We start from the raw sequence: 15,576 nt of genomic DNA, 5'->3' as shown, positions 1-15,576 counted from the left end.
AATCGACAGAGAGGTATTTATGACCGCTGCCCAGGCTGTTTTGCAATCCACTGATCAGCACATCAATAGTGAGCGTTTATGGCAATCGCTGATGGAGTTGGCCCAGCTCGGCGCGACGCCCAAGGGCGGCGTATGTCGCCTGGCCCTGACCGATCTCGACCGCCAGGCCCGCGATTTATTCGTCAAGTGGTGTGAGGCTGCCGGGTGCAGCGTAACGGTGGACGGCGTCGGCAATATCTTTGCCCGCCGCCCCGGACGTAATCCCAATTTGCCACCGGTGATGACCGGCAGTCACATCGACACGCAGCCCACGGGCGGCAAGTTCGATGGTTGCTTTGGCGTCATGGCCGGCGTCGAGGTGCTGCGTACCTTGAACGATCTGGGCATTGAAACCGAAGCGCCGCTGGAAGTGGTGGTGTGGACCAACGAGGAAGGCTCGCGTTTCGCGCCGTGCATGATGGGCTCCGGGGTATTTGCCAGCAAATTCACTCTGGAAGAAACTCTGGCCAAGCGTGATGCCGATGGCGTGACGGTGGGTGAGGCGCTAAATGCTATCGGTTATGCCGGTAGCCGCGCCGTAACCGGCCACGCCGTGGGCGCCTACTTTGAAGCGCACATCGAGCAGGGGCCGATTCTTGAGGATGAAGAGAAAACCATCGGTGTGGTGCTGGGTGCGTTGGGGCAAAAGTGGTTCGACCTGACCTTGCGCGGCGTTGAAGCGCACGCTGGCCCAACGCCGATGCATTTGCGCAAAGACGCGCTGGTTGGCGCGGCGGCCGTGGTCGCGGCAGTAAACCGCATTGCGCTTGAGCATCAGCCGCACGCCTGCGGCACCGTCGGTTGCCTGCAGGCGTATCCGGGGTCGCGTAACGTGATTCCGGGCGAGGTGCGCATGACACTGGATTTCCGTCATCTTGAGCCGGAACGTCTGGATTCGATGATCGCGCAGGTGCGCAAAGTGATCGAAACCACCAGCGCCGAGCATGGTTTAAGCGTCGAACTGACGCCGACGGCAGACTTCCCGCCGCTGTATTTTGATGAGGTCTGTGTGGATGCCGTGCGCACTGCTGCGCAAGGGCTGGGGATGTCGCACATGGACATCGTCAGCGGTGCCGGCCACGACGCGATTTTTCTGGCGGAGCTGGGCCCGGCCGGGATGATTTTCGTGCCATGCGAGGGCGGTATCAGCCATAACGAAATCGAAAACGCCGCGCCAAGCGACTTGGCAGCAGGTTGTGCGGTGCTGTTGCGCGCCATGTTGCGCGCCTCGGCGGCCATTGCCAGCGGCAAACTGGCGGCATGATTGGCGCTTTTGCCTTGTGATTGAAGGAGAACGGTCATGGACGACCGTTCGTCGCTAGCGCACTCTAGCTAATCCTTCTATTCGAGCGCGGAGTGTCCATGACAATTGCCTTCTGGTGTGTACTGATAGCCCTGTTTTTACCTTACCTGGCGACTGTCTCGGCCAAGGCTGCCAGCGGCGGCTTCAGCCCGCGTCACAACCATGATCCCCGGGCGCATCTGGGCAGCGTCGAAGGGCTCGCGCGGCGTGCCAATAACGCCCAGCTGAATGGCTTCGAAGTGACCCCTGCATTTGCTGCAGCGGTGATTATTGCTCACTTGGCGGGTGGCGCCGAGCAAGGCTTGATTGACCAACTGGCCATCGCGTTTGTTATCAGTCGTCTGGTGTATCTGGTCTGCTACCTGGCCGACTGGGCGCCTCTGCGTTCGTTGGTTTGGTTCGTCAATATGGGCCTGATTATCAGCCTGTTTGTGGTGTCTGCCTGAGTTTCAACACACCAAACTGAGCGCTAGCTGTCTTCGCTGTGGGGCGTGCGTGCAGGCTCAATAGTTTGTTGCGACAAATTACCGCGCTTGGCCGCAGGCGCGGGAGTGACGATACTGTCGCCCTCTTTTGAGCCTTGTTGCAGTTATGAAGGTGTTATGAAACTCAGAAACGCTCTGCTAATTCTGCTTGCCGCCAGCACACTCACCGCCTGCGGTGGCGTCGATCCCAACTCACCACTGGGCCAGCGCCAAGCCATTTTCAAGCAAATGCTGAAAACCAGTGAAGACCTTGGTGGCATGATTCGTGGCCGCATTGTGTTCGACGAGGCGCGCTTTGTTGAAGGCGCCGCCAAGCTCGATCAGATTTCACGCACGCCCTGGCAGCACTTTCCGCAGATCAAGGAAGAAGATCACACCAACGCCAAGGACGATGTGTGGAAGCGTCAGGCACGGTTTAAAGAACTGGCCGACGATCTGGAAAACAGCACGGCTGCGTTAGTCGTCGCAACCACCGCCAAGCCGTTGAAAAGCTCTGATCTGGCGGCGCCGGTCAAGCGCGTCGAAGACAGCTGCAAGGCGTGTCACCAAGAGTTCCGCAATCACTGATCCGGCGTGAAGCCAGCCACTTCGAGTGTTTGAAGTTGCTGGCCGAGGCGCTTTACCTGCGGGTGAGCGAAGAATTCCTGCAGGGCGGCCGCCCGTTTCGGGCCAATGCCGCGAAGGTCGCGCCAGTCTTGCTCGCTTCGCCGGGCCAAGGCTTGCCAGGAGTTTGCGGGTAGAGTGTTCAACGGCGGCATGCCCAGCGCAACCAACCAGTTGGCCAGCGGCAATTGGCGTACCCGTTGGATGTGATGCAGCAACAAGTCGCTGCGGTGCTGCCCCAGTCCCGGCGTTGCCAGCAACTGCTCGCGGCTTAAGGCGAGCCAGTCCAACAGTTGATAAACCTGTTGGCTGTCGAGCAGCTTCTGCCACGTCGCTGGGCCAACTCCTTGCATGTTCAGACCGTCACTGCTGGCTAACCACTTGAGCCGTGCGCTGAATTGTTGCCGGCAGCCAGGCGAGTCTTGCCAGCAAGTCAGTGAGTGGTACTCGCTGGAACTTGGCGCGATAACGCTGGGGCTTTGCTCTGCACGCATGACGACCCGCTCAAGCGTGGGGATGGCATGCCCGCTGAGGCGAATCGCCACGCTATCGCCCGGTTGAATGTTTAGTTGCTGCCAGCGCTGCAGTGAGCCGAGGCTGGCCCGGCTGATATTGCGCGCATCCAGCTTAATGGTTTGCAGTTGCAGAATCGGGGTGATGCGCCCGCTGCGACCAATCGAGAAGCGCACCGCCTGTACCCGTGCCAATGCGCTGGAGACCGGATATTTCCAGGCTGCTGCCCAGTGCGGTGGTTTCGCTTGCCAGCGTGCGGCGGGCGAACGCGTATTCTGGCGTAGCACCACGCCGTCAGTGGCAAAGGGCAGGGGCTGCGTCCACCAGTGCTGGCGCCACCGTTGTGCATCTTCGAGGGTTTTTATCGGCCGGCTGTATTGCTGACTGGCGGGGAAACCAAGCGCGGCCAGTTGCTCGTTGCGCGTATCAATATCACTCGGGCCTTGTGGCCAGTCCCAGACAAACAAGCCAATTTCTGCGCTTTGCTGGTGGGTCAGCTGTTTGCGGTTCATCAGCCCGGCCACTGCGCTGCGCGCGCCACCGCCGCCATCGCGTGACTGCACGTGGCGCTCCAGTTTCAGGTACAGCTCGCCTTGTATCAGCAGGTCGCGTTGCGCCGCTAATTGAGCGGGTATGGCGCTGATGTGGCGGGCGTTATGTGTCCAGTCCTGACCGCTGATGCCGTCGCCCCGGCTGATCATTTGCACCAGTCTGGCGTTGCGATAAATCAGCGTGACAGCAACGCCATCGACTTTGGGCTGAATCCACACCTCGTCGCGGCTTTTGAGCCATGCATTCACGGCGTCTTCGTCCGCGAGTTTGCGCAAGCCTGTTTGCGCAATCGGGTGCTGCAGTGGCCCGGCATTCACAATCAGTGGATTAGTCGCGGCGGGCGTGAGTGCGGGGAAGCAGTCGCGCAATTGGTCGAGCTGCGCCCGTGCCTGATCGTAGATCTGGTCGCTGACCAAAGGCGACTTATCCACATAGTAAGCGCTGTCCCAGCGAGCGATGCGGCTGTGCAGTTGGTTGATTTCAGCGCTGGCGCGTTGCTTATCCCATGCAGGGCAGGGCGCGGCCTCGGCGACCACGCTCAATAGCAGCAGGAGCATAAACAGATAGATCGGCATCGCAGGCATCCATGCGGGCGGGCTGCCTTGAGGCTAGTTCAGCAGATTTGGCGCGGTGTTAACTAAAGAGTGGCGGGGCTTCGATAATTGCGCAGCGTTGCCAGTAGTAGGCGAGTGGCTGAAAACGTACGCGTCAGTTTCGGGATGTGGCTGCGCGCATTCTGCAAAGTTTACCGGCGAAAAAAAGCCCCGCACGTGGCGGGGCTCAATTTTGCTATGGCTTACAGGCCGGCAGCGGCGCGCAGATCAGCGGCCTTGTCGGTGCGTTCCCAGGTGAACGCGGTGAAGGTTTCACCGTCGTAAGTCATTTCGTACGGGTTGCGACCGAAGTGGCCGTATGCCGCCGTTGGCTGGTACATCGGGTGCAGCAGGTCGAGCATTTTGGTGATCGCGTATGGACGCAGATCGAAGTGCTCGCGCACCAGTTGGATGATCTTGTCATCGCTGATCTTGCCAGTGCCGAAGGTGTTCAGCGAGATCGAGGTTGGCTGAGCCACGCCGATTGCGTAGGAAACCTGAATCTCGCAGCGCTCGGCGAGGCCAGAAGCGACGATGTTCTTGGCAACATAACGGCCAGCGTATGCAGCTGAACGGTCTACCTTCGACGGGTCCTTACCGGAGAACGCGCCACCACCGTGACGGGCCATGCCGCCGTAGGTGTCAACGATGATCTTACGGCCGGTCAGGCCGCAGTCGCCCACTGGACCGCCGATTACAAAGTTACCGGTTGGGTTGATGTGGAACTGGGTGTCTTTGTGCAGCAGTTCGGCAGGCAGCACGTGCTTGACGATCAACTCCATAACGCCTTCGCGCAGGTCGTTGTAGCTGACTTCCGGGTTGTGCTGGGTCGACAGAACAACCGCGTCGATACCGGCAACCTTGCCGTTTTCATAGCGGCAGGTGACCTGAGATTTTGCGTCCGGGCGCAGCCAAGGCAGCAGGCCGGATTTGCGTGCTTCAGCCTGACGCTCGACCAGACGGTGCGAGAAGCAGATTGGAGCAGGCATCAGTACGTCGGTTTCGTTGCTGGCATAACCGAACATCAGGCCCTGGTCGCCTGCACCCTGATCTTCCGGCTTGCTGCGGTCAACGCCCTGGTTAATGTCGACCGACTGCTTGCCGATGATGTTCAGAACGCCGCACGTGGCGCCGTCGAAACCGACTGTCGAGCTGTCGTAGCCGATGTCGATGATGACTTTACGGACCAGGTCTTCGAGATCAACCCAGGCGCTGGTGCTGACTTCACCGGCGATGATGGCAACGCCAGTCTTGACCATGGTTTCACACGCAACGCGGGCGTGTTTGTCTTTGCTGATGATCGCGTCGAGCACGGCATCGGAGATCTGGTCAGCAATTTTATCCGGGTGGCCTTCGGACACGGATTCGGATGTAAACAGGGAATAATCGCTCATCTATCGGTCTTCCTAATTAATACCGGTGGGTGAGATCGGTTGGGCGCGCACCTGCACACCTGAACCGCTGTGTTGTTCCGGTTTGGCAAAGTGCCGCACCTGAATCTGAAAACCATTGCGAAGGCCTACATAAAGGCTTTCACCCGGGTTAAGTCCTGCGGCGATAGCCCATTGGGCCAGGTCGTCCTGTTCAAAACCCAACCAGAGATCACCACAGGCCTGCCTGGCCCAACTCTGGTTGTGGCTACACAACTCGGTTATCAACAAGCTGCCGCCGGGCGTGACCCGTGTGGCGAGCTGCTTGAGCGCTTCGGCCGGCGCGGCGAAATGGTGCAAGACCATGTTCATCACCACGCAGTCGGCGGCGCTGTAATCATCATTCAACGCATCGGCCAGTTGCAGTTTGACGTTGCCGAGGGCGTGTTTTTCACATTGCAAACGTGCCAGATCAAGCATCGCCTGGCTGTTATCCAGCGCCGTTACGCTGTGAAACCGCTTAGCCAGCTCGGGCAGGAAACCGCCATCGCCGGGGCCGATTTCCAGCGCATTGGCTGTGGCATCAAAGCCCAGTGCATCAAGCAACGCCAGAACGCTGTCGCGGTACTGCGCAAGCCCGGCAATCAGATCCTGCTGCGCTTGAAAGCTGCCAGCGTTGCGCGCAAAGAAATCCTGGCTGGCTGCCGCGCGCTGGCTGTGAACATGCGCAATGCGCGCCAATACGGCGTCGGGCAGTTGCAACTCATCGACTTCATCCAGCAGCGCGCTGTGCAACTTGCCGCCCAGACCAGTGGTGGCCGCCGACAAGGCGCGACGGTAGAAAATCGCATTGCCTTCGCGGCGTGTCGCGACCAGTCCTGCTTGCGCCAACACCTTGAGGTGATGGCTCATGCCGGATTGGCCGATGTCGAAAATCTGCGCCAGTTCCAGCACGCCAAAGGAGTCATTGCTCAGCGCACGTAAAACATTCAACCGTAGCGGGTCTCCGCCAGCTTTGCACAGGGCAGCCAGTTCATCGGCAGGCTCAAAGCGGAGCTGTGGGACGCGCAAGTTCATAGGGTGGGCAGTCTAATAGGTCATTTTTCATACAGCAAGACCAATATCAAAAAATCTTGATATTGGTCTTTGGCGTCCCATTGCCGCCGTCTGCATTGATGCGTGAGGGTGCTGTTTGCGTGGGTTGCAGCGCAGCGACCGTTGGTCAGTCGTGGTTGTGTCAGATGCACATAAAGACGTTGCAGGGTTGTGACGCGGTTGTCTTTGCCGCAGAGTGCCGGTTTGGACCAATTAGCTAGGATGGCTATGAAAAAGAAAATCGGAATTCCTTTGGTTGTTGTCGCCGCTGCCGGTCTGGGGGCGTACTACTGGTTTTATCAGCAGTCTGAAGAGACGATAAAATCGTCCCCTGTTGAGCTTACCGGGCCCGCATTCAAGCCGGTCGATGTTGGGTTTACTCCGCACTGGGATAACGAAACCTCGCAGTTTTTCAGCGGCGCGGCAGTAATTGACATAGATGGCGACGGCAAGAGCGAGTTGTTCATCTCCAGCGGTAAAGGCCACCAGGATGGCCTGTTGCGTTATGTGGATGGGCATCTGGTCGATGTCGCGGCTGAGGCCGGGCTGACAGGCGACTTGGCCGGCAAACAGGCCAGTTATGGCGCGCTGTCGTTTGACCTCGACGATGACGCCGACACCGACCTGCTGGTAACTCGCCAGGATGGCCTCTACGCGCTGATCAACACAGACGGCAAGTTCGCCACGCGCAAGCTCGACATCACGCTGCCGGCGGATTCGATCCCGCTCAGCACAACCATTGCAGATATAGACAAAGACGGCCAGTTTGATCTGTACGTCAGCCTGTTTGTCGCGCCAGACAAATTCTCATCCAGCGTGTTCAATGATCCCGAACATGCCAAGCACAACCTGATGCTGCACAACGTTGGCAACATGGCCTTCGAGGATGTGACTGAAAAAACCGGTACTCAAGGCACGCAAAACACCTTCCACAGCAGTTTTGTCGATCTCAATAACGATGGTTTGCAGGATCTGGTGCTGGCCAACAACACCGGTCGCGTCGAGATTTTCAAGAACAACGGCGACCTGACCTTCGAGTCGATTGCCATTGATTCCGGCCTCGGTTACTGGATGGGCATTGGCATTGGCGACATTGATGCTGATGGCGATCAGGATCTGTTCCTGTCGAATATCGGCACCAGTATCAGCAACAAGTTGGCACGCGGTGATCTGCGTGATGATCAGGAGTTGAACCTAGATTGGTTGCTGCTGGAAAACGAGGGCGACTTCAAGTTCCACGATGTGCTTAAAGACAAGGCGCTGGATGGCTACGGGTTCGCCTGGGGCGGTGTATTCGGTGATCTCGATCTGGATGGCAAGCTCGACCTGATGGTCGCGCAAAGCTATATAAAATGGCCGCCGCATCAGCTCAACAAATTGCCGGGCAAGGCCTTTGTTCAGGTTGGCGAAGGCAACACTGCCGGGTTCTATCAGAACGATGAGCTGGAAGTCGGCGATCCCTACTACGGGCAGTCGCCGGTTATCTATGACATCGACAGCGATGGCCGTCCGGACCTGTTCTGGCTGAACATGGGCCAAAAGCCGAAGGCCTACCTGAACACCGGCAAAGCCAGCTACATCAAGCTGACGTTTGCCGACAATCTGGCGCTGGCTGGGGCCAATGTCACGGTTATCTCCAAGGCCGGACGCAGCTACACCCAGCAGCTTAATACTCAGGCAGGCTTGTTGACCGATCAGAGTAATTCGCTGTTCTTTGGCTTGGGTGATGACAAGTCGCCGGTCAGTGTCGAAGTGGTTCTGGCCAATGGTGAGCGGCGCACGGTGGAAAACATCGCCGCCGACAGCACCACAATCATTCGCTGAATGGCCTGAAACGTTGGTATGAGCTGCGCCGCAACGGTGCGCAGCTTGTACCGGCTGCTATGCCTTGGTCAGAGGCAGGCGTGAGCACCATTGCGCTGCCAACAATGGCGGCCTGCTGTTGTCGGTGGCTTGCAGGGCGCTGTCGCAGATCAATTTGTCGATGGGCTCAAACCACGCCTTGATCGCTTCGCAGCGGACGAAGTCGTCCGCGTCTTCAAGGCCCAGGTAATACGGCATCGCCAGCATCCCGTAGGCGCTGATATCCACCTGACTGATGCAGTCGCCGGCCAGATAGGGCTTCTCGCTCAGCCAGTGCTTCATCTGCTTGAGCATTTTCTGCCGTTGTTCCGGTGCGCTGCCCTGGCTGATTTGCGGCAGCACCAAAGAGCGGATGAACGGTTGCTTGCGCAGCAGCAGCGGCCAGCCCGGCGTCAACATGAGCGGCACGCCGCACGCTTTGCGCATCACCGCCGCCAAACGCCAGGCATTGCGGCAGGCCTTGAATGCCGAAGAATCAGCCTCCATGAACGCCGCCCGAAACAGGGTTGGCACCATGTTTTCGGTGAGCCATTGATCGCGGGTATCTATCAGCGGCTGCTGCGCGGTTACTTCGGCAGGCCAGCGCCGTTCGATTTCATTGATGATGCTGCTGGAGTCGGCGTAATGGTTGCCGTCAATCGTCAGCACCGGGATCTGCTGGCCGACCGGCAGCGTGCTGGTGAGTTTCAGCGGGTTAACATAATGCACGCGAAATGCCAGGCGCTTGTACAGCAGATAGGCATGTACTTTTGCGGCAAATGGGCTGGTGGGGTAGCTGTAAAGCGTAATTTCTGAAGCCAAGAGAAATTCCTTTTCTGGTGGCTGGCAGTGTCAACTGCTGGGAATACAGCGCGATCCTGGCGCTGCGGCGGTGTAGTTTCTCATCTAATGTGTCGATTGCGACTATCTGTCATTGCCCGAACGTGTGGTAGTGGGCGAAAATAGCCCCCTTTTGTGTTTAGCCCCTTAGGAGAATCAGCGATGCCCAGCCGTCGTGAGCGTGCCAATGCCATCCGTGCCTTGAGTATGGATGCCGTGCAGAAAGCCAACAGCGGCCACCCTGGCGCACCAATGGGTATGGCGGATATCGCCGAAGTGTTGTGGCGTGACTACCTCAAGCACAACCCAAGCAACCCGAGCTTTGCTGACCGCGACCGCTTCGTGCTGTCGAACGGCCACGGCTCCATGCTGATCTACTCGTTGCTGCACCTGACCGGTTATGACTTGGGTATCGAAGACCTCAAGCAGTTCCGTCAGATGGGCAGCCGCACGCCGGGTCACCCAGAATACGGTTACACACCTGGTGTCGAGACCACCACTGGTCCTTTGGGTCAGGGTATTGCCAACGCCGTTGGTTTTGCAATTGCCGAGAAAGTGCTGGGCGCGCAGTTCAACCGCGACGGCCACAAGATTGTTGACCACTACACCTACGCCTTCATGGGCGACGGCTGCATGATGGAAGGCATCTCGCACGAAGTCTGCTCGCTGGCCGGTACTCTGGGTCTGGGCAAGCTGATCGCGTTCTACGACGACAACGGCATCTCCATTGATGGTGAAGTTGAAGGCTGGTTCAGCGATGACACCCCTAAGCGTTTTGAATCTTACGGCTGGCAGGTCATCCGTAACGTCGACGGCCACGATGCCGAAGAAATCAAGATTGCCATCGAAACTGCGCGCAAGAGCGAGCAGCCAACCCTGATCTGCTGCAAGACCATCATTGGTTTTGGTTCGCCGAACAAGCAGGGCAAGGAAGATTGCCACGGCGCCGCACTGGGTAATGACGAAATCGCGCTGACCCGCGCTGCACTGGGCTGGAACCACGGCCCGTTTGAAATCCCGGCAGATATCTACGCCGAGTGGGATGCCAAGGCTGCTGGCGCTGCTGCCGAAGCCGAATGGGATCAGCGTTTTGCTGCTTACGCGGCGGCGTTCCCTGAGTTGGCCAGCGAATTCAAACGCCGTATGGCGGGTGAACTGCCGGCTGATTTCTCAGAGAAAGCGGCGGCTTACATCACTGAAGTTGCGGTTAAAGGCGAAACCATCGCCAGCCGTAAAGCCAGCCAGAACACCTTGAATGCATTTGGCCCGTTGCTGCCTGAGTTCCTCGGCGGCTCGGCCGACCTCGCCGGTTCCAACCTGACCCTGTGGAAAGGTTGCAAGGGCGTATCGGCTGAAGATGCCAGCGGCAACTACATGTACTACGGCGTTCGCGAGTTCGGCATGAGCGCGATCATGAACGGCGTGGCCCTGCACGGCGGTTTCGTTCCGTACGGCGCGACCTTCCTGATCTTCATGGAATACGCCCGCAACGCTGTGCGCATGTCGGCGTTGATGAAGAAGCGTGTGCTGTATGTGTTTACCCACGACTCTATCGGTCTGGGCGAAGACGGCCCGACTCACCAGCCAATCGAGCAACTGACCAGCCTGCGCAGCACGCCTAATCTGGACACTTGGCGTCCGGCGGATGCGGTTGAATCGGCAGTGGCCTGGAAATACGCCATTGAGCGTAATGACGGCCCGTCCGCGCTGATCTTCTCGCGTCAGAACCTGCCGCACCAAGGCCGTGACGTTGCTCAGCTGAGCGACATCGCCCGCGGTGGTTACGTGCTGAAAGACTGCGACGGTGAGCCAGAACTGATTTTGATCGCGACCGGCTCCGAAGTCGGTCTGGCGGTTCAGGCGTTCGAAAAACTCAGCGAACAAGGCCGCAAGGTTCGCGTCGTTTCGATGCCATGCACCAGCGTGTTCGATGCGCAGGACGCCGGCTACAAGCAATCGGTGCTGCCTGTTCAGGTTGGCGCGCGGATCGCTATCGAAGCCGCTCACGCCGACTTCTGGTACAAGTACGTCGGCCTCGAAGGTCAGGTAATCGGCATGACCACCTTTGGTGAGTCGGCGCCTGCACCTGCTCTGTTCGAGCACTTCGGTTTCACCGTGGACAACATCCTCGAAACCGCTGCTGAAATGCTCGAAGCCTGATCAAGACGGCCTCAGCCTGCGCGCATCAAGGTGCACGCAGGCCAACGTCGCTCGCAATTATCGAGACTGTCATGCGTAATCGCCCCTTCAGAATTGCCCTCAATGGCTATGGCCGTATTGGCCGCTGCGTATTGCGTGCCTTGCACGAGCGGGGCGCTGGCGCGCAGCTGGAAATCGTTGCCCTGAATGACCTGGCCGATCAGGCCAGTATCGAATACCTGACCCGCTTCGATTCAACCCACGGGCGTTTTCCCGGCGAGGTTCGGGTCGAAGGCGATTGCCTGCACATCAACGGCGGTTGTGTGAAGGTGCTGCGCCAATCAACGCCCGAGGCGATTGACTGGGCGGCGCTGGATATCGACCTGTTGTTTGAGTGCTCGGGGCTTTATACCAGCCGTGCAGACGGCCAGAGATTTCTCCAGGCCGGTGCGCCGCGCGTGTTGTTCTCGCAGCCAATGGCCAGCGAGGCGGATGCCGACGCCACCATCGTTTACGGGGTTAATCAGCACGCATTAAGCGGTGCCGAAAAGCTCGTATCGAATGCGTCGTGCACCACCAACTGTGGCGTGCCGCTGCTTAAATTGCTCAATGAAGCCGTCGGGATCGAGTACGTATCGATCACCACGATTCACTCGGCAATGAACGACCAACCGGTGATTGATGCCTATCACCATGAAGATTTGCGCCGCACACGTTCGGCCTTCCAGTCGCTGATTCCGGTGTCTACCGGCTTGGCGCGGGGTATCGAACGCTTGTTGCCGGATCTGCATGGGCGGATTCAGGCCAAGGCCATTCGGGTGCCGACAGTTAACGTCTCGTGCCTGGACATCACCATTCAAACAGCGCGTGATACCAGCGCCGCTGAAATCAATCGCATCCTGCGAGACGCGGCCACCTCCGGCCCGCTGCAAGGTCTGATTGCCTACACTGAAATGCCGCAGGTCAGTTGTGATTTCAACCACGACCCGCATTCAGCGATTGTCGATGGCAGCCAAACCCGGGTTTCCGGGCCGCGCCTGGTCAATTTGCTGGCTTGGTTCGATAACGAATGGGGCTTTGCCAATCGCATGCTCGACGTTGCCGAACACTACTTATCTGCTTCCACCCAATCCATTCAACCAGCCCCCGTGAAGGACTGATTCCATGACCGTTTTAAAAATGACCGACCTCGACCTCCAAGGTAAGCGTGTGTTGATTCGCGAAGACCTTAACGTGCCGGTAAAAGACGGCGTGGTTAAGAGCGATGCACGTATCCTGGCGTCCTTGCCAACCATCAAGCTGGCGTTGGAAAAAGGCGCGGCGGTAATGGTTTGCTCGCACCTGGGTCGTCCGACCGAGGGCGAATACTCGGAAGAGAACAGCCTCAAGCCAGTTGCTGATTACCTGAGCAAAGCCTTGGGCCGCGACGTGCGTCTGGTCAAAGATTACCTGGGCGGCGTTGAGCTGGCAGCTGGCGAAATCGTGCTGCTGGAGAACGTGCGCTTCAACAACGGCGAAAAGAAAAACACCGACGAGCTGGCGCAGCAATACGCCAACTTGTGCGACGTCTTCGTCATGGACGCTTTCGGCACTGCGCACCGCGCGCAAGGTTCGACCCACGGCGTCGCCAAGTTCGCCAAGGTTGCGGCGGCTGGACCGTTGCTGGCGGCAGAGCTGGATGCACTGGGCAAGGCGCTGGGTAACCCGGCCAAGCCAATGGCCGCAATTGTTGCCGGCTCGAAAGTGTCGACCAAACTCGACGTACTCAACAGCCTCAGCCAGATCTGCGATCAGTTGATTGTGGGCGGCGGTATTGCCAACACCTTCCTCGCTGCGGCGGGTTTTCCGGTCGGCAAATCGCTGTACGAAGCGGATCTGGTCGAGACGGCCAAAGCCATCGCCGCCAAGGTCAGCGTGCCGCTGCCGGTCGACGTTGTCGTGGCCAAGGAATTCGCCGAGTCAGCGACTGCAACCGTGAAGCTGGTGGCGGACGTTGCCGAAGACGACATGATTCTGGATATCGGCCCGCAGACTGCTGCTCAGTTCGCTGAGCTGTTGAAGTCTTCGAAAACCATCCTGTGGAACGGCCCGGTTGGTGTGTTCGAGTTCGATCAGTTCGGCGAAGGCACCAAAGCCCTGGCGTTGGCGATTGCCGAAAGCCCGGCGTTCTCTATCGCGGGCGGTGGTGACACGCTGGCGGCGATCGATAAATACAACGTTGCCGAGCGTATCTCCTATATTTCCACCGGCGGCGGCGCTTTCCTCGAGTTCGTAGAGGGTAAAGTGTTGCCAGCGGTTGAAGTGCTCGAGCAGCGCGCCAACGCTTGATAACCCACCGCCTGCAGGCCAATGCCGCAGGCGGTTTAACGTTGCAACGGATGACAGGGAGCCATTTATGATGCGCATGAGTCTAGCGGTAGCTGCAATTGTTCTGTCGATCACTGGATGTGTCGGCGGTGCTCATCACGAGAAGGCTTGCAAGGTATTCAGCCCGGTCGAGATCGAGTCGCCAACCACCAATCAGGATCAACGCATCGATGTCGAGAGCAGTGAAGATATGACCAATGCCGGCGATGAGCAGACCAACTGCTGAGCATTGTCTTTAATCCACAGGGTTCGTGACGTAGACCTGCGAGCCGTCAGACAACGGATGCCCGGAGAGCCAATATGGATAAACTATGCAAAGCCGTCGTCGGTGCTGCACTGCTCAGTGTAATAGCCGGTTGCTCTAGTCAGCCTGCAACGCCGGATGCATGGACCCGTTGGGTGTGTGACAGCCAGGCCGAAGTGCTGTGGCGCTTTACCGATGACAGCAAAGAGTCGGTGGATGTGCGTGTGGCCGGTGGCGATATTGCCCATCGCCTGAAACGTGAGCCTTCGGGCTCCGGCGCGATGTTCAGCGATGGCATGCTGACCTTTCACATGAAGGGTGAAGAAGGCCTGATTTACCGCACGGCCAGCAATGATTTGATCGGGCGCGGCTGCAAAGCCCCCTGAACAGTCGCCTGCAAGGTAATGCTTGGAGGCAATAGAACTTGAACACAGCTTGTCGCTGCGACAAGCTTGCACGATTAATGAGCCCAATTGGGAGACAGGAAAATATGGCACTTATCAGCATGCGCCAAATGCTCGACCACGCCGCCGAGTTCGGTTACGGCGTTCCGGCATTCAACGTAAACAACCTTGAGCAAATGCGCGCCATCATGGAAGCCGCCGACAAGACCGACTCGCCGGTTATTGTTCAGGCCTCCGCCGGTGCCCGCAAATATGCCGGTGCGCCGTTCCTGCGTCACCTGATTCTGGCGGCCATTGAAGAATTCCCGCACATTCCGGTGTGTATGCACCAGGATCACGGCACCAGCCCTGCAGTGTGCCAGCGTTCGATCCAGCTGGGCTTCAGCTCGGTGATGATGGACGGCTCGCTGAAAGAAGACGGCAAAACTCCGGCTGACTACGACTACAACGTCCGCGTTACCCAGGAAACCGTGGCCATGGCGCACGCTTGCGGCGTTTCGGTAGAAGGCGAACTGGGTTGCCTGGGCAGCCTGGAAACCGGTCAGGCTGGCGAAGAAGACGGCATCGGCGCTGAAGGCATTCTCGATCACAGCCAGATGCTGACCGATCCGGAAGAAGCGGCTGACTTCGTCAAGCGCACTCAGGTTGATGCTCTGGCAATCGCCATTGGTACCAGCCACGGCGCGTACAAGTTCACCAAGCCACCTACTGGTGACATTCTGGCAATCGACCGCATCAAGGCGATTCACCAGCGTATCCCCAACACTCACCTGGTTATGCACGGTTCTTCTTCGGTTCCGCAGGAGTGGCTGGCGATCATCAATCAGTACGGCGGCGACATCAAAGAAACCTACGGCGTGCCGGTTGAAGAAATCGTTGAAGGCATCAAGCACGGCGTGCGTAAGGTCAACATCGACACCGACCTGCGCCTGGCATCGACCGGTGCAATGCGCCGCATGATGGCCGAGCAGCCGAGCGAGTTCGACCCACGTAAGTTCTTCGGCAAAACCGTCGAAGCCATGCGTGACATCTGCATCGCGCGCTACGAAGCGTTCGGCACTGCTGGCAATGCCTCGAAGATCAAGCCGGTCTCGCTGGAAGCCATGTACCTGCGTTATGCCAAAGGTGAGCTGGCCGCCAAGGTCAACTAATCTGGCTGAATATCAGGCAGTTTTCGCCTGATATTA

Annotated in this window: 14 protein-coding genes; 10 read left to right on the top strand and 4 right to left on the bottom strand. The window is 58.4% G+C overall.

The genetic code is table 11. From position 1 onward, the window contains the following. Nucleotides 1-19: 19 nt before the first annotated feature. From BM395_RS16280 to BM395_RS16270, 3 genes are all read left to right on the top strand, one after another. A complete protein-coding gene (locus BM395_RS16280) occupies nt 20-1,303 on the top strand; it encodes a Zn-dependent hydrolase (protein ID WP_090513768.1) in 1,284 nt (427 codons plus the stop codon). A gap of 98 nt (nt 1,304-1,401) precedes the next feature. Continuing rightward, complete coding sequence (locus tag BM395_RS16275; protein WP_069902479.1) at nt 1,402-1,788, top strand: MAPEG family protein; 387 nt, start codon at nt 1,402-1,404, stop codon at nt 1,786-1,788. A 156-nt stretch (nt 1,789-1,944) separates the two neighbouring features. Further along, nucleotides 1,945-2,394, top strand: coding sequence for a c-type cytochrome (locus BM395_RS16270; protein WP_090513764.1), 450 nt, complete (start codon nt 1,945-1,947; stop codon nt 2,392-2,394). Here BM395_RS16270 and ligB read toward each other — a convergent pair. The 3 genes from ligB to BM395_RS16255 form a co-directional block, all read right to left on the bottom strand. Further along, a complete protein-coding gene (gene ligB, locus BM395_RS16265) occupies nt 2,388-4,070 on the bottom strand; it encodes an NAD-dependent DNA ligase LigB (protein WP_244528995.1) in 1,683 nt (560 codons plus the stop codon). The genes BM395_RS16270 and ligB overlap by 7 nt on opposite strands. Before the next feature lie 221 nt (nt 4,071-4,291). Then, nucleotides 4,292-5,482: a methionine adenosyltransferase gene (gene metK / locus BM395_RS16260; protein ID WP_090513757.1), complete on the bottom strand. Its 1,191-nt coding sequence runs from the start codon at nt 5,480-5,482 to the stop codon at nt 4,292-4,294. A gap of 12 nt (nt 5,483-5,494) precedes the next feature. Then, on the bottom strand, nt 5,495-6,535 hold the full coding sequence (locus BM395_RS16255; RefSeq protein ID WP_090513754.1) for an ArsR/SmtB family transcription factor: 1,041 nt from the start codon (nt 6,533-6,535) through the stop codon (nt 5,495-5,497). Nucleotides 6,536-6,781: 246 nt separating this feature from the next. On the opposite strand from BM395_RS16255, the gene BM395_RS16250 reads away from it, so the two are divergent. Further along, complete coding sequence (locus BM395_RS16250) at nt 6,782-8,377, top strand: FG-GAP-like repeat-containing protein (protein ID WP_170860612.1); 1,596 nt, start codon at nt 6,782-6,784, stop codon at nt 8,375-8,377. Between the two features lie 57 nt (nt 8,378-8,434). On the opposite strand, the gene BM395_RS16245 is transcribed toward BM395_RS16250, so the two are convergent. Next, on the bottom strand, nt 8,435-9,217 hold the full coding sequence (locus tag BM395_RS16245) for a glutathione S-transferase family protein (protein WP_090513746.1): 783 nt from the start codon (nt 9,215-9,217) through the stop codon (nt 8,435-8,437). Between the two features lie 180 nt (nt 9,218-9,397). Between BM395_RS16245 and tkt the strand changes: the two genes are divergently transcribed. The 6 genes from tkt to fba all read left to right on the top strand — a co-directional run bounded on the left by tkt (nt 9,398) and on the right by fba (nt 15,540). Continuing rightward, entirely contained in the window at nt 9,398-11,395 is a 1,998-nt protein-coding gene (gene tkt / locus BM395_RS16240) for a transketolase (protein ID WP_090513743.1), read from the top strand. A 71-nt stretch (nt 11,396-11,466) separates the two neighbouring features. Beyond that, nucleotides 11,467-12,534, top strand: a complete 1,068-nt coding sequence (gene epd, locus BM395_RS16235; RefSeq protein WP_090513740.1) for an erythrose-4-phosphate dehydrogenase — start codon at nt 11,467-11,469, stop codon at nt 12,532-12,534. A 4-nt stretch (nt 12,535-12,538) separates the two neighbouring features. Then, a complete protein-coding gene (locus BM395_RS16230; protein WP_090513737.1) occupies nt 12,539-13,702 on the top strand; it encodes a phosphoglycerate kinase in 1,164 nt (387 codons plus the stop codon). A 67-nt stretch (nt 13,703-13,769) separates the two neighbouring features. Then, on the top strand, nt 13,770-13,967 hold the full coding sequence (locus tag BM395_RS16225) for a hypothetical protein (protein WP_239655524.1): 198 nt from the start codon (nt 13,770-13,772) through the stop codon (nt 13,965-13,967). 74 nt (nt 13,968-14,041) lie between these two features. Then, on the top strand, nt 14,042-14,371 hold the full coding sequence (locus BM395_RS16220) for an MliC family protein (protein ID WP_090513734.1): 330 nt from the start codon (nt 14,042-14,044) through the stop codon (nt 14,369-14,371). Nucleotides 14,372-14,475: 104 nt separating this feature from the next. Then, entirely contained in the window at nt 14,476-15,540 is a 1,065-nt protein-coding gene (fba, locus tag BM395_RS16215) for a class II fructose-bisphosphate aldolase (protein ID WP_090513731.1), read from the top strand. The last annotated feature ends 36 nt before the right edge of the window (nt 15,541-15,576 follow it).

The sequence above is a fragment of the Pseudomonas marincola genome, from assembly GCF_900116605.1.
In the GTDB taxonomy this organism is placed as follows: Bacteria; Pseudomonadota; Gammaproteobacteria; order Pseudomonadales; family Pseudomonadaceae; genus Aquipseudomonas; species Aquipseudomonas marincola.
Note: the sequence above shows the minus strand (reverse complement) of the source record. Positions and strands in the feature narration are given on the sequence as shown.